Here is a 24,086-nt window from a genome sequence, read left to right as displayed (position 1 = left end):
CACATTGGAATGCGGTTCCCTGTGGGAGCGGGCTTGCCCGCGAAGGGGCCATTAGCTACAACACAATACTCATGCCGTCATAAGCCACTTCAACCTCACGCCGCGCCAACTCCGCGCGCTGCGGCGAATCCTCGTCGAGAATCGGGTTGGTGTTGTTGATGTGGATAAGCACTTTGCGCTGTTTGGGCAGTTGTTCCAGCACTTCCAGCATGCCGCCGGGGCCGTTCTGCGCCAGGTGACCCATTTCCCGACCGGTGCGGGTGCCGACGCCACGGCGCTGCATTTCATCGTCATCCCACATCGTGCCGTCCACCAGCAGGCAATCGCTGCCGGCCATGATCTCCAGCAACGGCGCGTCGACTTTGCCCAGACCCGGTGCGTAGAACAGTTTGCCGCCGGTGCTGATGTCTTCGACGATCAGGCCGATATTGTCGCCCGGGTGCGGGTCGAAGCGGTGCGGCGAGTAGGGCGGCGCGGCGCTGCGCAATGGCAGCGGGGTGAAGCGCAGGTTTGGGCAGGCCGGGACGGTGAAACTCTGGTCGAGTTCGATGCGGTTCCAGTTCAGCCCGCCGTTCCAGTGGGTCAGCATGGTGAACAGCGGAAAACCGCTGCTCAGGTCTTCGTGGACCATGTCGGTGCACCAGACTTGATGCGGGCAACCTTCGCGCAGGCTGAGCAGGCCAGTGGTGTGGTCGATCTGGCTGTCCATCAGGATGATCGCGCTGATCCCGGTATCACGCAGGGCGCGGCCCGGTTGCATCGGGGCGAAGCTCTGGAGCTGGGCGCGGATGTCCGGCGAGGCATTGCACAGCACCCAGTTCACGCCGTCATCGGAAATCGCGATGGACGATTGGGTCCGCGCCTTGGCATTCAGGCTGCCGTCGCGAAAACCTGCGCAGTTCACGCAGTTGCAATTCCACTGCGGGAAACCACCGCCAGCGGCGGAACCTAGAATCTGGACAAACATGGCCGCTCCATCATTTTGAAAACTGAAAATAAAAACGCCTCGGCAGACCGAGGCGTTGCACAACGATACAAACTTAGCGGCTTGCGAAGTACATGGTGACTTCAAAGCCGATACGCAGGTCGGTGTAAGCAGGTTTGGACCAGGACATGGAAATGCTCCTTTCAGGTGGATGGGACAGTTGAGACCTATACATATAGTCCATCTCCTGCCGGAGATGTTCAGATAGTTAGGCGGCTATGTTACTCAAAATTACAGAGCCGTTGCCCGTGAAACTTTGAGAAAGCTAATTGCAGCGTCGGTAATGATCATTTTGCCACTTGCCAAGGTGCGCCTGGACAAGCCTCGCTGGCCAGGCAGCGCCAGCCACCTTCGGCGTTATTCAGGTGTTGGGCGGCGGCGAGCAGCTCGCTTCGGTCGGTCCCCAGAATCGCCTCGGACAGTTGCGTCAGGTATTCCGACGAGTGGCCAGCCAGCTTGCCCTGCCATAGCAGTTCGGCGGCTTGGGCGGTGGGCAAAGTGGCGCTGTCGAATTGATCGGCAAGGGCCTGGCGTTGCGCGAGGTAAGTCGCGTCATCGGTGCTTTGGATTTGCTCTGCCAGTCCGCGCAGGAAGTGTTCGATGTGTTCCAGCAAATCAGCAGCAGCGACATTCGGTGATTGCACGCCAAACAGCATACCTGTCTGGCCGTTTATCTGGCGCAGTCCGCTGAACACCGCATAACCCAGTTGCAGCTCGACCCGCAGGCGTTGGTAGAACGGTGTCTGGCTCAGGTGTGCGAGCAGACGCCAGGCGGCTTCGTCAGCGATTTCCTGTGTGGCTGTCGGACAGAAGAGCAGCAGCGCGTGTTCGCTGGACCCGGTTTCGATGGTGTTCCACAGATGCTGTGAGTTGATCGATGGCGCAGGTGTCAGTTGATTGTCCGCAGTGCCGGGGATTCGGCTCAAGGCAACGCCCATGGCTGCTTGTGTCTGGGCGGACAGGCCGACTGCCAAGCCATCCCAGCGTGCGCTCGACCAGAGTTGTTGCAGGTCGGCTGATACGGTGGAGTGTTCAAGGCAATGTTCCGGCAGCGCTTTGAGTAGCTGCCGAATCGGCATCAACGCAGGTTCGATGTGTGGGAAATTGGCACCAGGATTTGTCAGCGCCGTTAGCGCATGTTCGAGGACCGTCGGCATCGGCTCTTGCAGGCCGGTCATCTTCAGTAGCCATTCATTGCCCGTTGCGCTGAAGGAAAAATCGACACCGGCCTGGCGGGCGTCCTCGCGCAATGGCTTGAGGCTGTTTTCCATGCTCGATTGCAGGCGGCTGTCCGGCGCCAGGTCCAGGCGCCAGCGCAGGTAAATGGCGCCCTCATCAGTATTGCCCGGCAACGCTTGGCTGAACTGCATCGACGAACGTTCGCGACGACCGCGGGAGCGATCCTGGGCAAAGGTGCGCAAGCCGCGGTGGGCGCTGGTTTGGCCACGGATCAGCCCGGCGTTGGCGGCGGGTGCCTCGGAACGCAAAAACGGGTTGGGTGCCGGCAGTTGCCATTGGCCGGTGAAGTTATCCACAGCGCCGATTTGCTTCAGGACTTCCTTGAGAGCTGCGACGCCTTGTACGGATAGTCCGATTTCAAGCTGTTCGCTGTCACGCCGGGCCAGTTGCAACGCGCTGCTGACTTGCTGCTGGCGTAGCAGCAGGGCCGCGTACTCTTTGCGTAACTCTCTCCAGTCTTGTTGAGCGGCAAAGAATCCCAGCCAATCCATCAGTTGTTCACGGATCGCCGCAGGCGTTGCATTGGCGAGCAATTTGAACTCGATATGCAGCATGGCTTGTCCGGCGAACTCGTATAACGGCGCGGCTTTCAGGCTGTCGGCCAAACCGCTACTTTGCAGCTTGGCGAGCAGGCCGCCGGGCTTTGCGGCGCTCAACCAATGACACAGGAATGCCAACGCCTCGGGTGACGACTCAGGCAGCGCTTCGAAGGTGAGCAGCAGATCCAGCCGACGTTCACCGACCTGTTGATAACTATTGTCCGAAGAGTCCATCAGAGGAGTCGGCGCTTGCTGTAGGGCTTTTTCACCCCGAGCAATCACAGCACCGAACGCCTCTGCCATCGCCTTCAGCTCATCAAGACTCTGCGGGCCAGCCAGGCTCAACGTCATCTGCCCGGTTTGATAAAACCGCTGATAGAAGTCTTTCAGCGCCTGCTGAAACTCAGGCTGCGGCACCGGCAGACTGTCTCGGTTACCCGCGTGGAATCCCGTTAGCGGGTGAGCCTTGGATAGCCCATCGAACAGCGCCAGTTGCTGCTGCGCCGTCCCGTCCTCGGACCACGCGACAAACTCTGCCTGCAACACTTCCCGTTCCCGCAATTGATCGTCCAGATTCATACGCGGGTGGGCGAGCATGTCTGACAGACGCTCCAGCCCACCGGCAAATGCCTGTGGCGACAATTCAAAAAAGAAATCGGTGGTGCGCTCACTGGTTCGTGCATTCACCTGCCCGCCATGACCCTGAACGTAGGCCATCAGCCCTTGGCCGGTAGGAAAACGCTCGGTTCCCAGAAACAGCAGGTGCTCAAGAAAATGCGCCAATCCGGGCCAGGCCAGAGGCACATCATGACTGCCGGCAGCCACCCGCAACGCCGCCGCGCTGCGCTTCAATTCGGGGGCATGACGCAGCATCACCCGCAGGCCGTTAGCCAGGGTTTCAGTGTGGGGGCGGGGGTGATTCAGCGCAGGCATGAGCACTTCCAATACAGAGAAGCGCTAATGCTAGCGGATAACGGGGACTCAGCGCTTGTTCAGCTCACTGTAAAGCTCGGGGCGGCGATCAAGGAGATAACGATTGGCGGCGCGGGAATCGACCATCAACTGCCGATCCAATTCACCAACAATCAGCGCTTCATCCAGACCCGCCTGGGCGATACGGCTGCCATCCGGCGCGGCGATGCTGCTTTGGCCGCAATAATGGATATCGCCTTCGTGGCCGCAGTAGTTGGCATAAGCCACATAACACTGGTTTTCAAAGGCTCGCGCGCGGACGGTGACGTCAGCGACGAAATCGAAGGGAATCATGTTCGCCGTTGGCACCAGAATCAGCTCGGCGCCGGCCAGGGCCAGACGCCGGGCGTTTTCCGGGAACTCCATGTCGTAGCAAATCAGGAAGCCAAGCTTCCAGCCATTGAGCTCGACCAGCGGGAAATCATCCCCGCCGGCGCTGAACATCGAGTGATCAAGGTCGCCGAACAGATGCGTCTTGCGGTAATTGCACAGGCGTTCGCCATGGGCGTCGATCAACTGCACCGAGTTGTAGATCTGGCCGTCTTCGGTGCGTTCGGGATAGCCATACAAAATGGCGATCCCCGCTGTTTTGGCAATGCGCGCGACCTGCTGCGCCGACTCACCGTTGTGCACCTCCGCGAGGACGTTCACCGCATCGACGCCGATGTTGTAGCCGGTCAGGAACATCTCCGGCAGCACCAGCAAGTCGGCGCCTTTGGCCTCCAGCGCCAGTTGATGCAAGCGTTGCAGATTGCCTGCGACGTCCAGGGATAGTGGTGGGCATTGGTAAAGGGCTACGCGCATTTCGGATTCCTCTTACTCGGGCAGGGCGATCGGACCGATCTCGTTAAACACATCTCCTGGACCCGGGTTCTCGGCGTGAGTTTCACCGCCGAAGTGTTTCATGATGCCCCACACCGCGTTGAGCGAGGTCTGCACCGCGCCTTCAACCCAGGCCGGCGTCCACGAAACGTCATCGCCAGCGATGAAAATCCCGCGTTGCTCCGCTGGCATGTCGTCCTGCATGAAGTGCGCGTACATGCGCTGGTTATAGCGATAGTGGCCGGGCAGGGCGCCTTTGAAAGCACCGAGGAAATGTGGGTCGGCTTCCCAGGACACAGTGATCGGGTCGCCGATGATCCGCGCGGCGATGTCGACTTTCGGGTAGATCTTCTTCAACGCATCCAGCGCCAGCTTCACGCGTTTTTCCACCGGTTGTGGAAGCATCTTCAGCGCGTCGCTCATCCACGAGTACGACAGGCAAATCACGCCTGGCTTGTCGTCGCCGTTGTCGAACAGGTAGGTGCCACGGGTCAGGCGATCAGTGAGGGTCATGCTCATCAGGTCACGGCCGGTTTCCGGATCTTTGTCCTTCCAGAATGGGCGGTCGACCATCACGAAAGTTTTCGACGATTGCATGTAGCGAGTGCGGTCGAGAGCCATCCACATTTTTTGCGAGAACAGGGTTTCATCGCATTCGATCTGGGTGGTCAGCAGCCAGCTCTGGCAGGTGGTCAGTACGGCGGCGTATTCGCGGGTGTCGCCCCAGTTGTCGGTGACGGCAAAACGACCGTCAGCCGCGTGGGCAATTTTCTTCACGCCAGTGCGCGGGGCACCGCTGTGCAAGGAACTGAGGCTGGTACCTTCCGGCCAGTGCACGCAACGTTCCGGCACGTGGCGCCAGATGCCCAGTGGCACTTGCTCGACGCCGCCTACTACCAGGTGTTGGTGATCGTCGCAGTTGGTCATTACTACGCGGAAGATTTCCAGCATCGAGTTCGGGAAGTCAGAGTCCCAGCCGCCGGTGCCGAAACCGACCTGGCCAAACACTTCGCGGTGATGGAACGACAATTTGGCGAAGGCTTTGGAGGTGGCGACAAAGTCGTAGAAGGTGCGGTCGTCCCACAGCGGAACCAGGGTGTTCCACAGCTCTTTGAGGCGAGGCACGTCGCGGTCGCGGATCGCTTGCTGGATCTCGCCGAAGCGCGAGCCGTCTTCCAGTGCGTCCGCCCAGGCGTCAGCTACTTCCTGGAACAATGCGGGAAGATCCGACAGCTTCTGTGCGTAATGGGTCTGGCCTTCCAGATCGATCACCGTACTGCCGGACGCGGGCGTCAGCGGGTTCGGGAACGGTTTGGTTTCCAGGCCGAGCTTGTCGACGTAGTGATAAAACGCGGTGGACGACACCGGGAAACGCATGCCACCGAGCTCGGCGATGATGCCTTCGGCGCCGTTGAACGCCTGGGAGCGCAGACGACCGCCCATTTTCGAGGCTTCGTAAACGACTGGCTTCAGGCCCAGCTTCATCAGCTCGTAAGCCGCGACCAAACCGGCGATGCCGCCACCGACGATCGCCACTTCGGCGCCGTGGTTGTGCTCAGGAATACTGCCCAGGCCGGCGGGGTGCTCGATCCAGTCGTCGAAGGCGAACGGAAAGTCCGGGCCGAAAATGGTGACTGGTTTTTTACCGTCTGCAGGATGGCGATTATTCTTGTTCATGGCTGACCTTGCTGGCGACCCGACGCGGGATGCGCGTCTGAGTATAGGAAAAGATGGCAGCCATTCTAGAGAGCGTAGAACACGTTAATAAGACGCAATGTGTCGTCGTTTTGCCGGTAAACAGATCAATATGACGATGTATCGCTACATACTGCCCAATGTGGGAGCGGGCTTGCTCGCGAATACGGTGGGTCAGTCAACAGCAATGCCGACTGACACTCCCTCTTCGCGAGCAAGCCCGCTCCCACATTGGACAGAGTCTAAACCGGCTGCCCTCGATCAATCTTGCTACTCAAAATGATCGAAGTGGTCGTCTTCTCCACCCCATCTACGCTGCCAATCTGATCCAGCAACTGATCCAGCTGCTCCGGCGAGTCCGTGCGCAACCACGCCACATAATCAAATTCGCCACTCACCGCACACAGTTGCTGAACCTGAGCCATCGCACTGAGCCGGCGCAGCACTTCCTTGCCGGAGCGTGGCTGCACCGTGATCCCGACATACGCCTGCAACCCGCCATCCACCACCCGCTGACCCAAACGCACGCCGTAACCGGTAATCACCCGGGCCTTTTCCAGGCGCGCCAACCGCGAAGTGACCGTGGTGCGCGCGATGCCCAGTTGCCGCGCGAGCATGGCCACGCTTTCACGGGCATTGATCTGCAAGGCAGCGATTAACTGGCGGTCGATTTCGTCGAGGGATGGGATATGACTATTGCTCATTGATAGGGCTCTGACTTGGCCTGATCGGACACCTAGGCCAATTTGAAAGAGTCAATTAGGGCATCTATCCAGACCCTTGTCCACCGGAGGTCTGGGGACAAACGGCATGTCTGGATTGCCAGCGCTGTCGTAAAAAAAGGTGTCAGAGTGTTTTTTGAGCAGAGTATTCGCGAATGCTCTTAGCCAGTTCGGCCAACGCTTCATCATCGGCTCGCTTCCAGTCGTGCGACGAGATGTAACCTTCGTACTGGGTAAAGTACTTGTCGATGCTCGAGCTTATTTTTTTAAACTCACTGTCAGTTCCGGTACCGTGCATGGGAAACAGTTTTGCATGCAAGTGATCGACTCCGTAGCCCTCCAACATCATCCCGGTGCGCGCCACATTGGGAAGGGCACGGTCGAGTAACAGTGCAACAGACTTTGCCGCCAGCGTCAGATCAGTCAGCGCCTGATCTGTCTGGGCAAAGGCATAACTGGATGCGTGGAGTTTAGGAATGACCACCGTAAAGCCCGGAGTGTTTGGGAAAATGGAAAGAAAGGCTAGATGGCTTTCGCTTTCCCAAACGATGTGCGCAGGTGCTTGACCTGCTGCTATTTCGCAAAAAATGCAGCTCATTAAGTTACCCGTTAATGGTCGGTGGATAGGTGGCTGTTTGAAAGTTTAAAGGAAAGTGACAGGCATCCCACTCAATGGTGTGATCTTCGTTCGAGACAAAACTTCGTTTGGCGAGCATGGCAATAGAACCCGATGCCAGTAGCGACGCCATATTGACGTTTAGTGGGCCGAAACTGGGCATGATCGAAGAGGGAAGTCGTTGCCAAGGAGTGTCTACAAACGAGTCGGTAGTCACTTGAGTGTTCTTTCCTGTGTGCAGGTAAACCTTGCAATTGGAGTGGTTATACCCACCGCTGACAACTGGCACACCTGTTGACTGGGAGATAGTGGCGGCGTCTTCCGCTAACGAGGATGGGTTGTCAGCCGTGATCACAATGATGCTCGCCGCATGTTGGCGCTGAAGGTTAGAGATAGCGTGCTTGTCTGTTTCTATCCTCAGCACTTCGATTGTTGTATCCAGAAAGCGCGCTTCAATTGCTTTCTTCAACGTCTCGCCTTTGGGCTGACCGATATCTGCGCGTGTCCAGAACAATTGCCGGTTCAGGTTACTTTCTTCAATGATGTCTGCGTCCACCAGTATGAAGTTTTTTATACCGCAGCCCGCCAGTAGCATGGCCGTAACGCTGCCAATCCCCCCGCAACCGATAACCAGAACGGTAGCCCTTTGAATGGCGTTCATGTCCTCGATGATTGCGCTGCAAGACGATGTCGCGCACAAAAAGTAACTTGTCGTTCTACTGGACGCCGGGTGTTCAAGTAACGCAAGAACTTGTGACAGTTCACTGGATGTGCCGGTAGCCAGTGATCCTGCTTCGCTCAAACCTTTTTCAAGCCCGCTGATTGATCGTTGATTGATCTTTACCGTGTTTTTAGGACCGTCGATGAGCAAACCACTGTCGGTCTCGGCAAAGAAGGTCGATGGGGCAATCAGGCCGAGGATATTCCCTTGTTCATCCTTGAGATAAAAATTGCTTCCCGCACTCTCCATACTACTTCTCCTAGGCGCTAGATAATTCCCAGACTGCATTTCGGCAGTCTGGGGATTTACTTAGTTGCAGCGAGGTTTGGAGAATACCACTCGACCATCAGAGCACATGATTCCCATCATGCCTGCAGCGCCCGAAGTTACGGTTTTTTTGCCCATGACAGTAGTCAGAGGCTCACTGTCCGACTTGGCCGCTTCATTATTTTGGGTGGCCTGAGCGTTCATGACCGAGGCACCAAGAATAAGAGCAGCAATGCCCGCAACGGTTTTCATTTCCATTTAAATAGCTCCATGCGTTTAAATACTAACGATATTGATTAGCATTTAAATACTACGGTTGTGATTGATTATCTGTCAACTGTGACAAAAAATAATTATGCGATGGCTGAACCTGTGACAAATTTCCATAAGTAACTAGGTAGTACATCATTTCACCCTTGTCACAAATGGGGAAAATATCCGACATGAATAATTCTGGGGCTGCCGCCGGCAGCAAGTGGTTGCTGTGGGGGCTGGGTGTCTTGATCGCGTTGATCGGGCTCGGCCTGGCCGGTGGCGGTGGTTACTTGGTGACATTGGGCGGGAGTTGGTACTTCTTGCTGATGGGCCTGGCGATGCTTGTTTCCGGGCTGATGATTGCCCTGCGTAAGCCGCAGGGCGCGCGGCTGTACGGTCTGGCGCTAATTCTGACGGCGGTCTGGGCGGTGTGGGACAGCGGCTTCGAGTATTGGCCGCTGGTTTCGCGGGTGCTGACTTTTGCCGTGATCGGTCTGGTTGTCGCGCTGATTTATCCAACGCTGGTACGCGCTTCCGGCGCTAATGCTGGCCGTGGCGCTTACGGTTTGGCGGCCATTCTGGGCGTTGGCGTCATCGCCACGCTGGCCTACATGTTCGTGCCGACCCACGTGGTCAAGGCCAGCATTGAGCCCACTGTAACCCCGGTAAAACCGGGCACCGAACAGAAAGACTGGGCCCATTGGGGCAACACCACCGCCGGCAATCGCTTTGCTGCGCTGGACCAGATCAACAAAGGCAACATCGACAAGTTGCAGGTGGCCTGGACCTTCCACACCGGCGACATCCCGCAAAGCACCGGCGCTGGCGCCGAGGACCAGAACACCCCGCTGCAAATCGGTGACACGGTCTACACCTGCACCGCCTACGGCAAAGTCTTCGCCCTGGATGCCGACACCGGAACCCAGCGCTGGAAGTTCGACCCCCAAGGCACCGCGCCGAACTGGCAACGTTGCCGCGGCCTGGGTTATTCCGAAACCCCTGCATCGTCGGATAACCAGCCAACCGCCTGTGCGAAACGTCTGTTTCTGCCGACCGGCGATGCCCGTCTGATCGCCATCAATGCCGACACCGGCAAGCCGTGCGAAGACTTCGGCGATAAAGGCGCTGTCGACCTGAAAACCGACATGGGCGAAGTCAAGCCGGGCTACTACCAGCAAACCTCGACCCCGCTGGTCGCTGGCAATGTGGTGATCGTCGGTGGCCGCGTGGCCGACAACTACTCCACCGGCGAGCCGCCAGGCGTGGTCCGTGCCTACGACGTGCGCAGTGGTGAACTGGTATGGGCGTGGGATCCGGGCAACCCGAACACCACCAAACGTCCGCCGGCCGGCGAGACCTACACCCGTGGCACGCCGAACGTCTGGTCGGCCATGTCCTACGACGCCAAGCTCGGTCTGGTCTACCTGCCGACCGGCAACGCCACTCCGGATTTCTTCGGCGGCCAACGCACGGCGTTCGACGACAAATGGAACTCGTCCATCGTCGCCATCGACGTGAAGACCGGTCAGGTTCGCTGGCACTTCCAGACCACCCACCACGACCTCTGGGACTTCGACCTGCCGGCGCAACCGCTGCTCTACGACGTGCCGGACGACAAGGGCACCACCCAGCCAGCCTTGGCGCAAGTCACCAAACAGGGTGAGATCTTCCTGCTCAACCGCGAAACCGGCGTGCCGATAGCGCGGGTCGAAGAGCGCCCGGTGCCACAAGGCAACGTGCCTGGCGAACGCTATTCGCCGACCCAGCCGTTCTCGGTGGACATGCCGTCAATCGGCAACCAGACCCTGACCGAATCTGACATGTGGGGCGCCACACCGTTTGACCAGTTGATGTGCCGCATCCAGTTCAAAGGCATGCGCCACCAAGGCGTCTACACCCCGCCAGGCCTTGATCGTGCGCTGCAATTTCCGGGTTCCCTGGGCGGCATGAACTGGGGCAGTGTCTCGGTCGATCCGAACACCCACTACATGTTCGTCAACGACATGCGCCTGGGCCTGGCCAACTACATGATCCCGCGCAACAAAATCGCCGTCGGGGCCAGCGGCATCGAAATGGGCGTCGTACCGCAAGAAGGCACTCCGTTCGGCGCCATGCGCGAACGCTTCCTCTCGGCGGCTGGCATTCCGTGCCAGAAACCACCGTTCGGCACCATGTCCGCTATCGACCTCAAGACTCACAAACTGATGTGGCAGGTTCCGGTGGGCACTGTGCAGGATACGGGGCCGTTGGGTATCCGCATGCACTTGCAGATCCCGATTGGCATGCCGACGCTGGGGGCTTCACTGGCGACTCAGTCAGGGTTGTTGTTCTTCGCAGGGACTCAGGATTTCTATCTGCGTGCTTTCGATACGGGTAATGGCAATGAGATCTGGAAGTCGCGTTTGCCGGTGGGAAGTCAGTCGGGGCCGATGACTTACGTTTCGCCGAAAACGGGCAAGCAGTACATTTTGCTGACGGTGGGTGGCGCGCGGCAGTCGCCTGATCGAGGGGATTATGTGATTGCGTATGCGTTGCCTGAGTAAGGGGTAATTCGCAGATACGAAAAAGCCGCGTATTCACGCGGCTTTTTTGTTTGGTGGGCCCAGTAGGACTCGAACCTACGACCAAGGGATTATGAGCCGTGTGCTCTAACCAACTGAGCTATAGGCCCTCAGTAGGCCGCGGATTATAGCGACGGTTTCTCGGCTGTGCTATCCGAAAAATCCGATACGGTAATACAAAGAAACGTTGCAGCGAATTCTTCCGGTGGTAATGGCAGGCTGACGATGTAGCCCTGAATCTGTTCGCAGCCCTCCAGGGCGAGGAATTCTTGTTGTGCCTGGGTTTCGACGCCCTCGGCGATGATGGTGAATTGCATGCTGCGGCCGAGCGCGATGATGGCTCGCACAATCGCCGCATCGTGCGGATCGTCAGGCAGGCCGCGGACGAAGGACTGGTCGATCTTGAGGATATCCAGCGGCAAGCGCTTGAGGTAGCTCAGGGAGGAATAGCCGGTGCCGAAGTCGTCGATCGCCAGTTGGACGCCCAGGCGTTTGAGTTGGTGCAACACGGACAACGCTTCTTCGGCCTGGCTCATGATGAAGTTTTCGGTAATTTCCAGTTGCAGAAAACCGGGTTTGAGGCGGTTATCCTTGAGCAGTTGTTCGATGCGTCCGAGCAGGTTCGGCTGGCGCAGTTGCGCGCCGGCGAGGTTGACCGACAGCGGACCAGGGCTTTCGTAGAGTTGATTCCATTCGAACATCTGCCGGCATGCCGTTTCGAGGACCCAATCGCCGATCTGCAGGATCATGCCGTTTTCTTCGGCCAGGGGAATGAAGTGCTCCGGAGGCACGTCGCCAAAGGTCGGGTGACGCCAGCGAATCAGCGCTTCGGCGCCGACCAGTCGATGGTCGTCGAGGCTGATCTTCGGTTGGTAGTAGAGGTGCAGTTCATTGCGCTCGATGGCGCGACGCAATTCGTGCTCCAGCGCAACCCGCTCGCTGGCCTGGGCGGTGAGGTCGCGGGTGTAGCTTTCGACCCGGTTGCGGCCCTTGGCCTTGGAGCGATACATCGCCGCGTCGGCGTTCTTCACCAGCGTGGCGACGTCGCAACCGTCCTTGGGGTACAGGCTTGTGCCGATGCTGGCGCTGATGAAGAACTCATGCTCGCCGGCCTGGAACGGCGCGGCGAAGCAGTTGAGCAGTTTGGTGGCGATGTGGTCGGCGTCGCTGGCTTGCTGCAGGCCGGGCAGCAGGATGATGAACTCATCACCGCCGAGGCGCGCCACGGTGTCGATGTCCCGTAGCTGTTCCTTGAGGCGCACGGCGATGCCTTTGAGCAGCAGGTCGCCGACCGGGTGACCGAGGCTGTCGTTGACCTCTTTGAAGCGGTCCAGGTCGAGGAACAACACCGCGCCCTGTCCGCCGTTTTCCTGCTGGTTGTTGAGCGCCGTCAGCAATCGGCTTTCGAACAGCGTGCGGTTCGGCAGGCCGGTGAGCGGATCGTGGTGGGCCTGGTAATCGAGTTTGGCCTGGGCGTGCTTGAGGCTGGAGATGTCAGCGAACACCGCGACAAAGTGGGTGATGAACTTGTCGCGGTTGCGCACGGCGCTGATGGTCAGCCAGCTCGGGTAGAGCTCGCCATTCTTGCGTCGGTTGGAAATCTCGCCTTGCCAGTGTCCTTCATCGGTCAATTGATGCCACATCGCCGCATAGAATGCGCTGTCATGCAGGCCCGAGGCGAGCAGGCGAGGGTGTGGCCCAGTGCTTCGCTCTCGCTGTAGCCGGTGATTTCGGTAAACGCGCGGTTGACCGCACTGATGTGCTGTTGGGTGTCGGTGATCAGTACGCCTTCGGCAGTGCTTTCGAACACGGTGGCGGCCTGTTGCAGTTTTTCCTGCATCAGGTGCCGTTCGGTGATGTCCCGGGCGATGGTCAGCATGCAGTCTTCATCGCCGATCGGCAGCGGGCGGCTGGACACCTCGCAGAGGCGGATCTGCCCGTCGTTGCGGCGGATGTGGCAGGTGAAATCCCGGACGAAGCCATCCCGGTTCAGCAGGTCGAGCATCTGTTTGCGTTCGTTCAGATTGACCCAAATGCCCAGGTCCAGCGCCGAGCGATCCAACGACATCGCGCTGTTGAAGCCGGTAATACGGCTGAACCCTTCGTTGACCTCCAGCAGCAGGCCGTCGCTCTGCCGGGACAGCAGCAAGCCATCAGGGGAGGCATGGAAGGCTTTGGCAGAACTTCTCTTCAGAAGTTTGCAGCTGTTGCTGGGTTTCCTTGAGCTGACTGATGTCCCGCACCACCACCACCAGCGCAGGCGTGGTATCGAGATCGAAGGGTTCGGCGGAAATCAGGCCGGTGAACACCTGCCCATTGTTGCGGCGAAAGGGCATCTCCAGGTTGCGGATGCTGCCTGCCTGCAACCGCTGTAACAGTCCCGGCCCCACGCCCGGAATGCCCCAGATGTTCAGCTCGGTGGCGGTTTGGCCGACGACGTCTACGGCTTTAAGGCCGATCTGTTCTTCGAACGCCTCATTGACCTCCAGCAGGCAACCATCGGAAAGCCGAGCGATCACTAGAATGTCCGGGCACTGCTCGAACACCGAGGCGAATTTCTGTTCCGAGAGGCGCAGCGCCTCTTCGGTGCGCTTGGCTTCGCTGATGTCGATCATCAGCCCGCGCAGCACCGGTTCGTGGCCGTGTTCGATCAAGCTGACAATGTCGCGCACCCACAGACAACGACCATCGGCAGTGATCACCCGGTAATCGACGCTGTGATCGCGTCCGGCCAGCACTTCGTGATCGCAAAAGTTTTGCGCGCGGGTCAGGTCCGCGGGGTGGATGATGTTGCGCCAGAACCCGGGGATCAGCCAATGGGACAGGGGATAGCCGAGCAAGTCTTCAGCGTGGGGCGATACGTAGCTGTAGGTGAAGTCGCTGATCCGCGCTTCCCAGGCAATGGCCGACAGACTCTCCACCAGCCCGCGATAGTGGTATTCGCTGCTGCGCAGTTCCTGTTCCAGGTCGATCCGTCGGGCGATTTCCGAGCTCAGTCGACGATTGATCCGGATGACCACCGCCAGCACGATGATCAGTAACAGCAAACCTGGCAGGCCGTACACCAGCAGATCCGACCAGAAGGTCCGATGATCCAGCACGTTACCGACCCAATGCTCCTGGATGGCGCTGATTTCGCTCGGGCTCATGTCCGCCAGGACTTTATCGATAATGCCGACGAGCATTTTGTTCTTCGGCGGCACCGCCATTGCCAATTGATAGCGATAGGGTGTCTCGCCGCTGACATAGAGCCCTTCGAGCTTGAGCTGACGCAGGCTCCAGACACTGGAGGCCAGATCGCCGACCACGGCGTCCACTTCATCGGTCGCCAGCGCTTGCAACGCCGAACTGACGTTGGGCATCGGCACCAGGTTCAGGTCCGGATGGTGGGTACGCAGCAGCTCATGAGGCGCGTAGTTTTCCACCACGGCGATTTTCAGGCCATACAGGTCCTCGATTTTGCGCGGTTGGGCGCCGCCGACATGGGCGAGGATCACAATCGGGAAGTCCAGGTAAGGCCGGGTGAACGCCAGGTAAGTCTGGCGTTCGGGTGTCGACATAATTCCCGGCAGCAAGTCGAGATTGCCCTGTTTGACCTGTTCCAGGACCACCGTCCAACTGACTGGCTCGATGGGGGTGAGCTTGATGTCCAGGCGTTGGCGGATCACGTTGATGTAGTCCGCTGCCAGGCCCTGATAACGGTTCTGTTCATCACGGAACTCAAACGGTGGCCAAGACGCGTCTACGCCCAGACGCAAGTCCGGGTGAGCCGCCAGCCAGCTACGTTCTTCGTCGGTCAGAGTCAGCGCGCCAGCCGTTGCGGTCCAGGTCATCAGCGACAGCAAAAAAGCACGGTCGGCAGTCTGGGCATAACGGTCTCGTTATGGCTCGGGGGAATGTTTCGAGTGTAGACGGGCAATTCGGCAGGGGGGCAGTGCGGGGGATTTAATCTGTATAAAGCAAAACCCCCGGCCTGGGCCGGGGGTTCTGTGATCACTCGTCGAGGAAGGAGCGCAAATGCTCGCTTCTCGTCGGGTGGCGCAGCTTGCGCAGCGCCTTGGCTTCGATCTGACGAATCCGTTCACGGGTCACGTCGAACTGCTTACCAACCTCCTCGAGGGTGTGGTCGGTATTCATGTCGATACCGAAGCGCATGCGCAGAACCTTGGCTTCACGGGCAGTGAGGCCGGAGAGAACTTCGCGAGTCGCTTCTTTAAGGCTCTCAACGGTAGCAACATCGATTGGCGACTGCATGGTCGAGTCTTCGATGAAGTCACCCAAATGGGAGTCTTCGTCATCACCGATCGGGGTTTCCATGGAGATCGGCTCTTTAGCGATCTTCAATACCTTGCGGATCTTGTCCTCAGGCATTTCCATGCGTTCGCCCAGCTCTTCCGGGGTCGGTTCGCGACCCATTTCCTGCAACATCTGCCGGGAAATACGGTTGAGCTTGTTGATCGTCTCGATCATGTGCACCGGAATACGGATGGTGCGGGCCTGGTCGGCGATCGAGCGAGTGATCGCCTGACGGATCCACCAGGTGGCATAAGTCGAGAATTTGTAGCCGCGGCGGTATTCAAACTTGTCTACCGCTTTCATCAAGCCAATGTTGCCTTCCTGGATCAGATCGAGGAATTGCAGGCCACGGTTGGTGTACTTCTTGGCGATGGAGATCACCAGACGCAAGTTCGCTTCAACCATCTCTTTCTTCGCGCGGCGGGCCTTGGCCTCACCGATCGACATGCGACGGTTGATGTCCTTGATCTCGGCAATCGTCAAACCGGTCTCGGTTTGCAGCGCGATCAGCTTTTGCTGGCAACGAAGGATGTCCGGTTGCAGGCGACCAATGGCTTCGGCGTATTTGCCTTTGCCTTTGGCCAGTGCGTCCGACCAGCTTTCGTCGACTTCGTTGCCCGGGAACTGGCGCAGGAAATCGGCACGCGGCATGCGCGCATCACGAACGCAGAGCTGCATGATCGCGCGCTCTTGCTGACGCAGACGATCCAGGGCACTGCGAACACGCTCGACCAGGCCTTCGAATTGCTTCGGAACCAGTTTGATCGGCATGAACAGCTCAGCCAGCAGCACCAGTTCGGCAATCGCCGCCTTGTTGCCACGACCGTGCTTCTTCAGCGCCTTGCGGGTGATTTCCATCTGATCGGAGACAGCGCCAAAACGCTGTGCTGCGATGACCGGATCCGGACCGCTTTCGGCTTCTTCTTCGTCGTCGGTGCTGGCTTCAGCTTCGTCGTCGTCGGTATCGTCATCCGCTTTCACGGCTTTCGGATCGACAGGCGGCGGCACTTCTGCAGCAGGCGGCGCAATGCCGTCGTCCGGGTCGATATAACCGCTCAGGACGTCGGACAGGCGGCCACCTTCGGTGGTGACGCGAGTGTATTCGGACAGAATGTGGTCAACCGTGCCAGGGAAGTGCGCAATTGCGCCCATCACTTCGCGGATGCCCTCTTCAATACGCTTGGCGATTTCAATTTCGCCTTCACGTGTGAGGAGCTCTACCGTACCCATTTCACGCATGTACATGCGCACTGGGTCGGTGGTGCGACCAATGTCGGTCTCGACCGCTGCCAACGCTGCTGCTGCCTCTTCGGCCGCGGCTTCGTCGGTATCGGCGTCGGCCAGCATAAGGGAATCCTTATCTGGCGCAACCTCGAATACGTTGATCCCCATGTCATTGATCATGCGGATGATGTCTTCCACCTGTTCCGGATCTGAAATATCCTCCGGCAGGTGGTCGTTGACCTCCGCGTAAGTCAGGTAACCCTGCTCACGACCAAGTGTGATCAACTCTTTGATACGAGACTGCTGTTGCGCTTTTCCGGACATAACACCCTATCCACTGAAGGTCTTGGCGGGCAAAAAACAAGCCGAGGATTATACCTGAGCTATGACCTCACGCGCCAGTTGAGGTCGGGTTTGATATAGCCACATTGCGTTTTAATAGGTCGCGCATCTGATTTGCGATCTGAATTGCTTCCTCTGGGGTCAATCCCGGCTGCCTTGCTTTTTTGATAAGTGCTTCCAAAGTATCTGTGTGTTGACCCGCTGATAACCTAGTAATGGTGTCTAAAAACTGTTGTTCAAGGTTATCGCCGTCAATTAGCCACTCCTTTTCCGCTAATGCTTTGAGCAGGCGCCCTTGATCGGTGCCATGCCAGCGGGCCATTAGCTGGATAGAGTTTAGCTTAGGATTTTTCTGCAAGGCCTCGATAAGGGCCACCAGCAACTGTGCATACGTGTTGCTTTCATTGGCGAAATGGTTGGCGGTTTCTACCTTGCCGGCCAGTTGCGGATGATGAATCAGCGTGCGCAATGCAATCAGTGTTGGGGCTTCGACGGCAATCGGGGTGCGCGGGGCACTTTGTTGGTCACGATCGCCGCCACGCTTGCCATTCTTGTCCCAGGGTTTCTTGTCCCACTTCTTGCCGCCGGCACCGGGTTTCTTCGGTGTCCATTCCTGCTGCGGCACGTACATCTCTTGTGCCTGCGGCTGATGGTAGTCGCTGTAATCCGGCATGGCGTCGTAATCGATACCTGGATCGTAGGCTGGCGGCGCTTCCTGAGGGGCGCTGTGCACCAGCTGGCTCATGGCTTCGCCAGTCAGGCCGGTGATTTCGGTCAGTCGCTGACGCATCAGGATGCGCAGGTTGGCACCCGGGACTTTTTCGATCAGCGGTGCAGCGAGGGTGGCCATGTGGGCCTTGCCTTCGAGCGAGCGCGGGTCCGATTCCTCGGTCAGTTGCTGAAAGAAATAGTCGGCCAGCGGTTGGGCGTGTTGATTGATTCGTGCGCGGAAAGCGTCGGTGCCCTCGGAGCGGACCAGCGTATCCGGGTCTTCACCTTCAGGCAGAAACAGGAAGCGTGCCCGTCGCCCGTCCTGCAGGCACGGCAGCGCTGCTTCCAGTGCTCGCCAGGCGGCTTTGCGGCCAGCCTGGTCGCCGTCGAAACAGAACAATACGTTAGGCACGACGCGAAACAGTCGCTTCAAGTGCTCTTCGCTGGTGGCGGTGCCCAGAGTCGCGACGGCATTGCGCAAGCCTTGCTGGGCGAGAGCGATGACGTCCATGTAGCCTTCGACAACGATGATTTCGTCGAGATTGCGGTTGTTCTTGCGCGCTTCATAGAGGCCGTAAAGCTCTTGGCCTTTATGGAATACCGGGGTTTCCGGTGAGTTCAGGTACTTCGGCTTGTCGTCACCCAGTACTCGGCCGCCGAACGCAATGATGCGTCCGCGACTGTCACGAATCGGGAACATCACGCGATCGCGGAAGCGGTCATAGCGTTTGCCGGTTTCGGCGTTCTCGATCAGCAGGCCGGCGTCGACCATGGCTTTCTGTTGCAGGGTGTCGCTGCTCAAGTGCTTGAACAGATTGTCCCAGCCGGGCGGGGCGAAGCCGAGGCCGAAGTCCCGGGCTATTTCTCCGGTCAGGCCGCGACCCTTCAAATAATCCACGGCGGCTTTGCGAGATGGATGGCTTTTCAGCGCTTGCCGGTAAAAGTCGGCGGCGGCGGTGAGCAGCGGGTACAGCGGCGAGTCAGTCGGCTGCCGCGGTTTGTGCGGTCGGCCGCTTTCTTCGCGGGGTATTTCCATGCCGGCGGCTTTGGCCAGTTCTTCGACAGCCTGGATGAAGTCCAGGTTGTCGTGGTCCATCATGAAGCCGAGGGCGTTACCGCCAGCGCCGCAGCCGAAGCAGTAATAGAACTGCTTGTCGGGGCTGACGCTGAAGGAGGGGTTTTCTCTTTGTGGAACGGGCAGCAGGCGGTGTAGTTCTTGCCGGCCTTTTTCATTTGCAGGCGCGAGCTCACCACATCGACGATGTCGGTGCGGTTCAGAAGGTCGTCAATGAAGCTCTGGGGAATTAGCCCGGCCATGGCGGTCTCGTCATCTGCGCTGAAATGGACCCAAAACGAAGGGCTGGCGAACGCGGGTCATTACTTGAGGCGCGCAAGGTATGCGGCTCGACCAGTGTCGTCTGCGTAATCGCTGTCGGGAAGTGTATCTGCCGAAAATCCACTGACGTTAGTACCGATCAGTATTCGACTATATGAAAGTGTTGCGCTGAATCCGCTGCGGCCAGTCGATGGCCTCGGATAGCTCATAAGCGGGCACGCAAGCAGGTGCCTTGGGCTGATCGTCGTAAGAGGAATCAGTGGGTGTGCTCGTCAGTAGCCTTGAAAGGCTCGTCAGAAAAGACGTGCACCGCTGGCAAAAGAGCCAGGTCTGACGCTGTGAAGCAGGTTTGTCTCGGTCGCGTCTGCGGCTTTGACGGTGAAGCATCAAGCGATTCCCGCAAATGCCATTAGCCCGGCTGAGGGCCGGGCTTGGCAGAAGCTTGCTACGAACGTCTGTGTATTAGTACAGACGAACGGCGCGGCGCTGTTCGCGCTGTACTTTCTTGGCGTGACGCTTAACAGCGGCTGCTGCTTTACGCTTACGCTCAGAAGTTGGCTTCTCGTAGAATTCGCGGCTACGAACTTCAGCCAGTACACCGGCTTTTTCGCAGGAGCGCTTGAAACGACGCAGAGCTACGTCGAAGGGTTCGTTCTCTTTTACTTTGACGGCTGGCATCCAGAGCTACCTTCATTCATTACCGGGGTCAACATCCTCGCGGCAAAAGAGCACTTGAAGACGTCGGTTTTTAAGGGTTGCGGATGTTAACTCCTCATCGACCGGAATGCAAAGCCTCTGATCGAAAACCGCTAGTCGGGGCATCCCATGGCGACTATTATGCGCGCCTTCGAATTCAGCCTAAACAAGGCGCAAACCCATGCTAGTACTGGGATTAGAAACCTCCTGCGACGAAACTGGTGTCGCATTATATGACAGTGAACGCGGCCTGCTGGCCGACGCGCTGTTTAGCCAGATCGACCTGCATCGCGCCTATGGCGGTGTGGTGCCGGAGCTGGCCTCGCGTGATCACGTCAAACGCATGCTGCCCTTGATCCGTCAGGTCTTGGCCGAAGCCGACTGCGTGCCGACCGAGATCGATGCGATCGCTTATACCGCGGGTCCTGGCCTGGTCGGTGCGCTGTTGGTGGGGGCTTCCTGCGCCCAGGCGCTGGCCTTTGCCTGGGGGATTCCGGCCTTGGGCGTGCACCACATGGAAGGTCATTTGCTGGCGCCGATGCTGGAGCCGCAACCGCCCGAATTCCCGTTCGTCGCTTTGTTGGTGTCGGGTGGTCATACGCAGCTGGTTCAGGTCGACGGAATCGGCCAATACACGTTGTTGGGCGAGACCCTCGACGATGCCGCCGGTGAAGCGTTCGACAAGACCGCGAAGAAGATGGGTCTCAATTATCCGGGCGGCCCGGAAATCGCCCGTCTGGCGGAACAGGGGGTTGCAGGACGTTTCACTTTCCCGCGTCCGATGTGTGATCGCCCGGGCCTGGCATTCAGCTTCAGCGGCTTGAAAACCTCAGCCCTTAACACCTGGCAGCAATGCGTCAGCGCCGGGGACGACGGCGAGCAAGCCCGTTGCGACATCTCGCTGGCGTTCCAGCAAGCCGTGGTGGAGACTTTGACCATCAAGTGCAAGCGGGCCCTGAAAGCGGCGGGCATGAAGCGTCTGGTGATCGCTGGGGGCGTCAGTGCCAACAAGGCACTGCGTACTTCACTGGAAAAAATGCTCGGCGACATGAAGGGCGACGTGTTTTACGCCCGTCCCGAGTTTTGCACCGATAACGGCGCGATGATTGCGTTTGCCGGCTGCCGCCGTTTGCAGGCCGGTCAGCAGCGAAAGCCTGGCGATCAGCGTGCAGGCGCGCTGGCCGATGGAGCAATTGTCGGCGTTGTGATGAGCGGGGTTCACGTCCGGTATTTAAAAATGCCGTTCGCGCCCGGCAAACAGGTCGCGTAGATTGCCGCGATGGCGCCAGACGATCAGGCCGGTGAGTGCGCTCATGGGCAGCAGTGCCGCCGGCTCTTGCCAGGCGAGCAATGGCAGGGTCAGCGGTGTGGCGATCAGTGCCGCCAGTGAGCTGGTGCGGGTCAGGTAGAACGTCAGCAGCCAGGCACAGACTGCCAGCAGGGCTGCGGGCGGGTAGAGGCCCAGCAACATGCCGGCCGCGGTGGCGACACCCTTGCCGCCGCGAAAGCGGAAGTACAGCGGGAACAGGTGGCCGATGACGGCACAAACACCGATCCAGGCTTGATCTTGCAGCGAAAGGCCGACAACGCCGGCGATCAGCACAGGCAACAAGCCTTTGCACAGGTCACCGAGTAACGTTAGAACGGCGAGTTTCTTGCCGGCCAGGCGCAACATGTTGGTGGCTCCGGCATTGCCCGAGCCACCCATTCGCGGATCGGGGTTACCGGTCAGGCGGCTGAGCAAAATGGCGAAGGACAGAGAGCCGAGCAGGTAGGCGAAGGTCGCCAATAACCAAAACATGCTAACTATTCCGGGCGAGGACGCCCTGATTCTAACGGCGCATTGCGCCCTTGTCGTGCAGCGGAGAGAAGTGCTTGGACAGAGTGTTTATCGAGGGCCTGGAAGTCGACACTGTCATTGGTGCCTACGACTGGGAGCGCGGCATCCGACAATGCCTGCGACTTGATCTGAGCTTCGCCTGGGACAACCGCCCGGCAGCGGCCGGTGACGACCTGACCCTGGCGCTCGACTACGCGAGTGTCTCGTCGCGAATTCAGGCGTTTGCCGAGCAGGCACAGTTCCAATTGGTCGAGACTTTCGCCGAGCGTCTGGTTGAAGTGCTGATGAGCGAATTCAAGATCACCTGGATGCGCCTCAAACTGACCAAGCCGGGCGCTGTGCCGGCGGCCACTGGTGGTGTGGGCGTGGAGATCGAGCGCGGATGTCGCTGACTCAGGTGTACCTCGGGCTCGGTAGCAATATCGAGCGCGAAACCCATTTGCAGGCTGGCCTGGAAGCCCTTTCAGGTTTTCTGGTGGATATCCGCTGTTCGGCGGTCTTCGAAAGCCAACCGGTGGGGATCAAGAGCGGGCCGTTCTTCAACTTCGTGGTGTCGGCGTACACCGACCTGCCGTTGATGGAGCTGGATCGCCGACTGAAATTCATCGAGGCGGACAACGGTCGCTACGCGCCGGATCGCAAGGGTTTGCCGCTGGATATCGACGTGTTGTTGTTCGGCGATCTGGTGGGTAACTTCGATGGCTTGATCTTGCCTCGGGCAGAAATTCTGAAAAATGCCTTCGTGCTGTGGCCGTTGTCGCTGATAGCGCCGGACAGAGTGCATCCGGGTGTAGGCAAAAGCTTTGCGGCATTGTGGGGCGAAGCGCAGATTGATCAGGTGTTGGCGCCGGTGGCGTTTGAGTGGCGCGGCGAGCCGTTGACCCCTTCGGATTTGTTGTAAGTCGGAGGACGCCATCGCGAGCAAGCTCGCTCCCACACTGGATTGCGTGAACGTCAGAGATCCATGTGGGAGCGAGCTTGCTCGCGATGCTGTTCAGGTAGACGCCGCTTCCTTGTAGGTTTTCAACGCCTTGAGCCGCTCACGCTTGATCGCCTCACCCAACTCCGGCCCCTTGAATCCCTTCTCCAGCAACGGCTGCACCGCGACACCCCGTGCCGCTGAAGCCGCCCCGCGCAAATAATCCGCCTGTGGATAACTTCTCTGCTCCAGGCCTTTGCGCCCGCGGGCGTCCATCTCGCACGCTGCAATAAACTCCTCAAATCGTTGCGGACGACGGTACACGTCAAAACTCTGCAGCAGCTCCAGCAAAGTCGACGGCTTGAGCTCCAAAGCTCGATGCCCGTGGGTGTGATACTGACCCACCAACAACGCCAATTCCTGACAGTCCCTTGGTGCCTTAAACCGCTCGTTGACCGCTTTGATCAACTTCAGGCCCGTGTGCTCGTGGGCAATATGCCGCGGCCAATCTGCCTCGGGCGTCAGTCCTTTGCCCAAATCATGCAGCAGGCAAGCCCAGCGTACTGTCAGTGGCTGTTTGTGCAGCGCCGATTGCTCCAGCACGCTCAAGGTGTGCACGCCTGTATCGATTTCCGGGTGATGGGCTTCCGGTTGCGGTACGCCGAACAGCGCGTCGACTTCCGGCATCAGCACCTTCAGTGCATCGCACGCGCGCAGCACTTCGATAAATACCTGAGGCTGATCTTCCATCAAGGCGCGGGAGATTTCTTTCCAGCTGCGTTCTGCGGTCAGCGCTTCAAGCTCACCTGAATCGCTGAGCTCGCGCATCAGTTCAAGCGTCTGCGGTGCGACGCTGAAACCCATTGCAGCATAGCGAGCCGCGAAGCGGGCAACGCGCAGGACTCGGAGCGGATCTTCGGCAAACGCGGGGGAAACGTGGCGAAGAAGACGGGCTTCAAGATCCCGTTGGCCATCGTAAGGATCGGTCAGGTTTTGCTGATCATCTTCGGCCATGGCGTTGATTGTCAGGTCGCGACGAATCAGGTCTTCTTCGAGGGTGACTTCGGGGCTGGCGTGGAAGGTGAAACCACCATAGCCGCGCCCGCTTTTGCGTTCGGTCCGGGCGAGGGCGTATTCCTCACCGGTTTTTGGGTGAAGGAACACCGGGAAGTCCGCGCCTACCGGGCGAAAGCCCTTGGCGAGCATTTCTTCGGTGGTGGCACCTACCACGACCCAGTCGATATCGGTGACAGGCTTGCCGAGCAGGCGATCGCGAACTGCACCGCCGACTTTATAAATCTGCATAAAAAACCTCCGTTAGCTCGACA

Annotated in this window: 16 protein-coding genes, 1 tRNA gene and 3 pseudogenes; 4 read left to right on the top strand and 16 right to left on the bottom strand. The window is 58.8% G+C overall.

Translation table 11 applies throughout. The features are described 5' to 3' along the window. Positions 1 to 55: 55 nt before the first annotated feature. The 9 genes from pqqB to RHM58_RS05375 all read right to left on the bottom strand — a co-directional run bounded on the left by pqqB (position 56) and on the right by RHM58_RS05375 (position 8,836). Positions 56 to 967: a pyrroloquinoline quinone biosynthesis protein PqqB gene (gene pqqB, locus RHM58_RS05415; RefSeq protein WP_201198274.1), complete on the bottom strand. Its 912-nt coding sequence runs from the start codon at positions 965 to 967 to the stop codon at positions 56 to 58. 73 nt (positions 968 to 1,040) lie between these two features. After that, complete coding sequence (pqqA, locus tag RHM58_RS05410) at positions 1,041 to 1,115, bottom strand: pyrroloquinoline quinone precursor peptide PqqA (RefSeq protein WP_009045898.1); 75 nt, start codon at positions 1,113 to 1,115, stop codon at positions 1,041 to 1,043. A gap of 157 nt (positions 1,116 to 1,272) precedes the next feature. Further along, the gene (pqqF, locus tag RHM58_RS05405) at positions 1,273 to 3,696 is read right to left on the bottom strand and encodes a pyrroloquinoline quinone biosynthesis protein PqqF (protein WP_322269819.1); all 2,424 of its coding nucleotides are present in this window, start codon (positions 3,694 to 3,696) and stop codon (positions 1,273 to 1,275) included. Between the two features lie 48 nt (positions 3,697 to 3,744). Next, positions 3,745 to 4,539, bottom strand: coding sequence for a carbon-nitrogen hydrolase family protein (locus RHM58_RS05400; protein WP_322269818.1), 795 nt, complete (start codon positions 4,537 to 4,539; stop codon positions 3,745 to 3,747). A 12-nt stretch (positions 4,540 to 4,551) separates the two neighbouring features. Then, positions 4,552 to 6,234 carry a flavin monoamine oxidase family protein gene (locus RHM58_RS05395; protein WP_322269817.1) on the bottom strand — a complete coding sequence of 561 codons (1,683 nt, stop codon included), beginning with the start codon at positions 6,232 to 6,234 and terminating at the stop codon, positions 4,552 to 4,554. 260 nt (positions 6,235 to 6,494) lie between these two features. Further along, positions 6,495 to 6,956 (bottom strand): Lrp/AsnC family transcriptional regulator, encoded by a 462-nt coding sequence (locus RHM58_RS05390; protein ID WP_322269816.1) that lies wholly within the window; start codon positions 6,954 to 6,956, stop codon positions 6,495 to 6,497. 142 nt (positions 6,957 to 7,098) lie between these two features. Next, positions 7,099 to 7,572: an HIT family protein gene (locus tag RHM58_RS05385; protein ID WP_322269815.1), complete on the bottom strand. Its 474-nt coding sequence runs from the start codon at positions 7,570 to 7,572 to the stop codon at positions 7,099 to 7,101. 4 nt (positions 7,573 to 7,576) lie between these two features. Then, the gene (locus RHM58_RS05380; protein ID WP_322269814.1) at positions 7,577 to 8,560 is read right to left on the bottom strand and encodes a HesA/MoeB/ThiF family protein; all 984 of its coding nucleotides are present in this window, start codon (positions 8,558 to 8,560) and stop codon (positions 7,577 to 7,579) included. 60 nt (positions 8,561 to 8,620) lie between these two features. Then, entirely contained in the window at positions 8,621 to 8,836 is a 216-nt protein-coding gene (locus RHM58_RS05375; protein ID WP_322269813.1) for a hypothetical protein, read from the bottom strand. A 185-nt stretch (positions 8,837 to 9,021) separates the two neighbouring features. On the opposite strand from RHM58_RS05375, the gene RHM58_RS05370 reads away from it, so the two are divergent. Next, positions 9,022 to 11,376: a glucose/quinate/shikimate family membrane-bound PQQ-dependent dehydrogenase gene (locus tag RHM58_RS05370; protein ID WP_322269812.1), complete on the top strand. Its 2,355-nt coding sequence runs from the start codon at positions 9,022 to 9,024 to the stop codon at positions 11,374 to 11,376. 51 nt (positions 11,377 to 11,427) lie between these two features. Here RHM58_RS05370 and RHM58_RS05365 read toward each other — a convergent pair. The 5 genes and pseudogenes from RHM58_RS05365 to rpsU form a co-directional block, all read right to left on the bottom strand. Then, positions 11,428 to 11,504: transfer RNA gene (locus RHM58_RS05365), tRNA-Ile, on the bottom strand. 15 nt (positions 11,505 to 11,519) lie between these two features. Beyond that, positions 11,520 to 15,265: pseudogene (locus RHM58_RS05360) on the bottom strand (bifunctional diguanylate cyclase/phosphodiesterase). Positions 15,266 to 15,387: 122 nt separating this feature from the next. After that, positions 15,388 to 17,238 carry an RNA polymerase sigma factor RpoD gene (rpoD, locus tag RHM58_RS05355; protein WP_201198269.1) on the bottom strand — a complete coding sequence of 617 codons (1,851 nt, stop codon included), beginning with the start codon at positions 17,236 to 17,238 and terminating at the stop codon, positions 15,388 to 15,390. A gap of 67 nt (positions 17,239 to 17,305) precedes the next feature. Continuing rightward, positions 17,306 to 19,284 (bottom strand): annotated as a pseudogene (gene dnaG, locus RHM58_RS33930) (DNA primase). A 481-nt stretch (positions 19,285 to 19,765) separates the two neighbouring features. After that, positions 19,766 to 19,981 carry a 30S ribosomal protein S21 gene (gene rpsU, locus RHM58_RS05340; protein WP_002551877.1) on the bottom strand — a complete coding sequence of 72 codons (216 nt, stop codon included), beginning with the start codon at positions 19,979 to 19,981 and terminating at the stop codon, positions 19,766 to 19,768. Between the two features lie 199 nt (positions 19,982 to 20,180). Here rpsU and tsaD point away from each other — a divergent pair. Next, positions 20,181 to 21,207, top strand: a pseudogene (tsaD, locus tag RHM58_RS05335) (tRNA (adenosine(37)-N6)-threonylcarbamoyltransferase complex transferase subunit TsaD). A gap of 23 nt (positions 21,208 to 21,230) precedes the next feature. On the opposite strand, the gene plsY reads toward tsaD, so the two are convergent. Continuing rightward, complete coding sequence (gene plsY, locus RHM58_RS05330; RefSeq protein ID WP_201198266.1) at positions 21,231 to 21,800, bottom strand: glycerol-3-phosphate 1-O-acyltransferase PlsY; 570 nt, start codon at positions 21,798 to 21,800, stop codon at positions 21,231 to 21,233. 74 nt (positions 21,801 to 21,874) lie between these two features. Here plsY and folB point away from each other — a divergent pair, with 74 nt between their 5' ends. Both folB and folK read left to right on the top strand, forming a co-directional pair. Beyond that, positions 21,875 to 22,231, top strand: coding sequence for a dihydroneopterin aldolase (folB, locus tag RHM58_RS05325; RefSeq protein ID WP_008051601.1), 357 nt, complete (start codon positions 21,875 to 21,877; stop codon positions 22,229 to 22,231). After that, a complete protein-coding gene (gene folK, locus RHM58_RS05320) occupies positions 22,222 to 22,740 on the top strand; it encodes a 2-amino-4-hydroxy-6-hydroxymethyldihydropteridine diphosphokinase (protein ID WP_201198265.1) in 519 nt (172 codons plus the stop codon). The genes folB and folK overlap by 10 nt, the downstream gene beginning before the upstream one ends. 93 nt (positions 22,741 to 22,833) lie before the next feature. Here folK and RHM58_RS05315 read toward each other — a convergent pair whose 3' ends face one another. Next, positions 22,834 to 24,063, bottom strand: coding sequence for a multifunctional CCA addition/repair protein (locus RHM58_RS05315; protein ID WP_322269810.1), 1,230 nt, complete (start codon positions 24,061 to 24,063; stop codon positions 22,834 to 22,836). Positions 24,064 to 24,086: the final 23 nt, after the last annotated feature.

Source organism: Pseudomonas sp. 10S4 (assembly GCF_034344865.1).
GTDB lineage: Bacteria > Pseudomonadota > Gammaproteobacteria > Pseudomonadales > Pseudomonadaceae > Aquipseudomonas.
This window is presented reverse-complemented; position numbering and strand designations above follow the sequence as displayed.

Excerpts from the sequence above, each read along its gene's own strand:
- pqqB (WP_201198274.1), bottom strand. The coding sequence starts at position 967 with ATGTTTGTCCAGATTCTAGGTTCCGCCGCTGGCGGTGGTTTCCCGCAG.
- pqqF (WP_322269819.1), bottom strand. The coding sequence starts at position 3,696 with ATGCCTGCGCTGAATCACCCCCGCCCCCACACTGAAACCCTGGCTAAC.
- RHM58_RS05400 (WP_322269818.1), bottom strand. The coding sequence starts at position 4,539 with ATGCGCGTAGCCCTTTACCAATGCCCACCACTATCCCTGGACGTCGCA.
- RHM58_RS05395 (WP_322269817.1), bottom strand. The coding sequence starts at position 6,234 with ATGAACAAGAATAATCGCCATCCTGCAGACGGTAAAAAACCAGTCACC.
- RHM58_RS05390 (WP_322269816.1), bottom strand. The coding sequence starts at position 6,956 with ATGAGCAATAGTCATATCCCATCCCTCGACGAAATCGACCGCCAGTTA.
- RHM58_RS05385 (WP_322269815.1), bottom strand. The coding sequence starts at position 7,572 with ATGAGCTGCATTTTTTGCGAAATAGCAGCAGGTCAAGCACCTGCGCAC.
- RHM58_RS05380 (WP_322269814.1), bottom strand. The coding sequence starts at position 8,560 with ATGGAGAGTGCGGGAAGCAATTTTTATCTCAAGGATGAACAAGGGAAT.
- RHM58_RS05375 (WP_322269813.1), bottom strand. The coding sequence starts at position 8,836 with ATGGAAATGAAAACCGTTGCGGGCATTGCTGCTCTTATTCTTGGTGCC.
- RHM58_RS05370 (WP_322269812.1), top strand. The coding sequence starts at position 9,022 with ATGAATAATTCTGGGGCTGCCGCCGGCAGCAAGTGGTTGCTGTGGGGG.
- rpoD (WP_201198269.1), bottom strand. The coding sequence starts at position 17,238 with ATGTCCGGAAAAGCGCAACAGCAGTCTCGTATCAAAGAGTTGATCACA.
- rpsU (WP_002551877.1), bottom strand. The coding sequence starts at position 19,981 with ATGCCAGCCGTCAAAGTAAAAGAGAACGAACCCTTCGACGTAGCTCTG.
- plsY (WP_201198266.1), bottom strand. The coding sequence starts at position 21,800 with ATGTTTTGGTTATTGGCGACCTTCGCCTACCTGCTCGGCTCTCTGTCC.
- folK (WP_201198265.1), top strand. The coding sequence starts at position 22,222 with ATGTCGCTGACTCAGGTGTACCTCGGGCTCGGTAGCAATATCGAGCGC.
- RHM58_RS05315 (WP_322269810.1), bottom strand. The coding sequence starts at position 24,063 with ATGCAGATTTATAAAGTCGGCGGTGCAGTTCGCGATCGCCTGCTCGGC.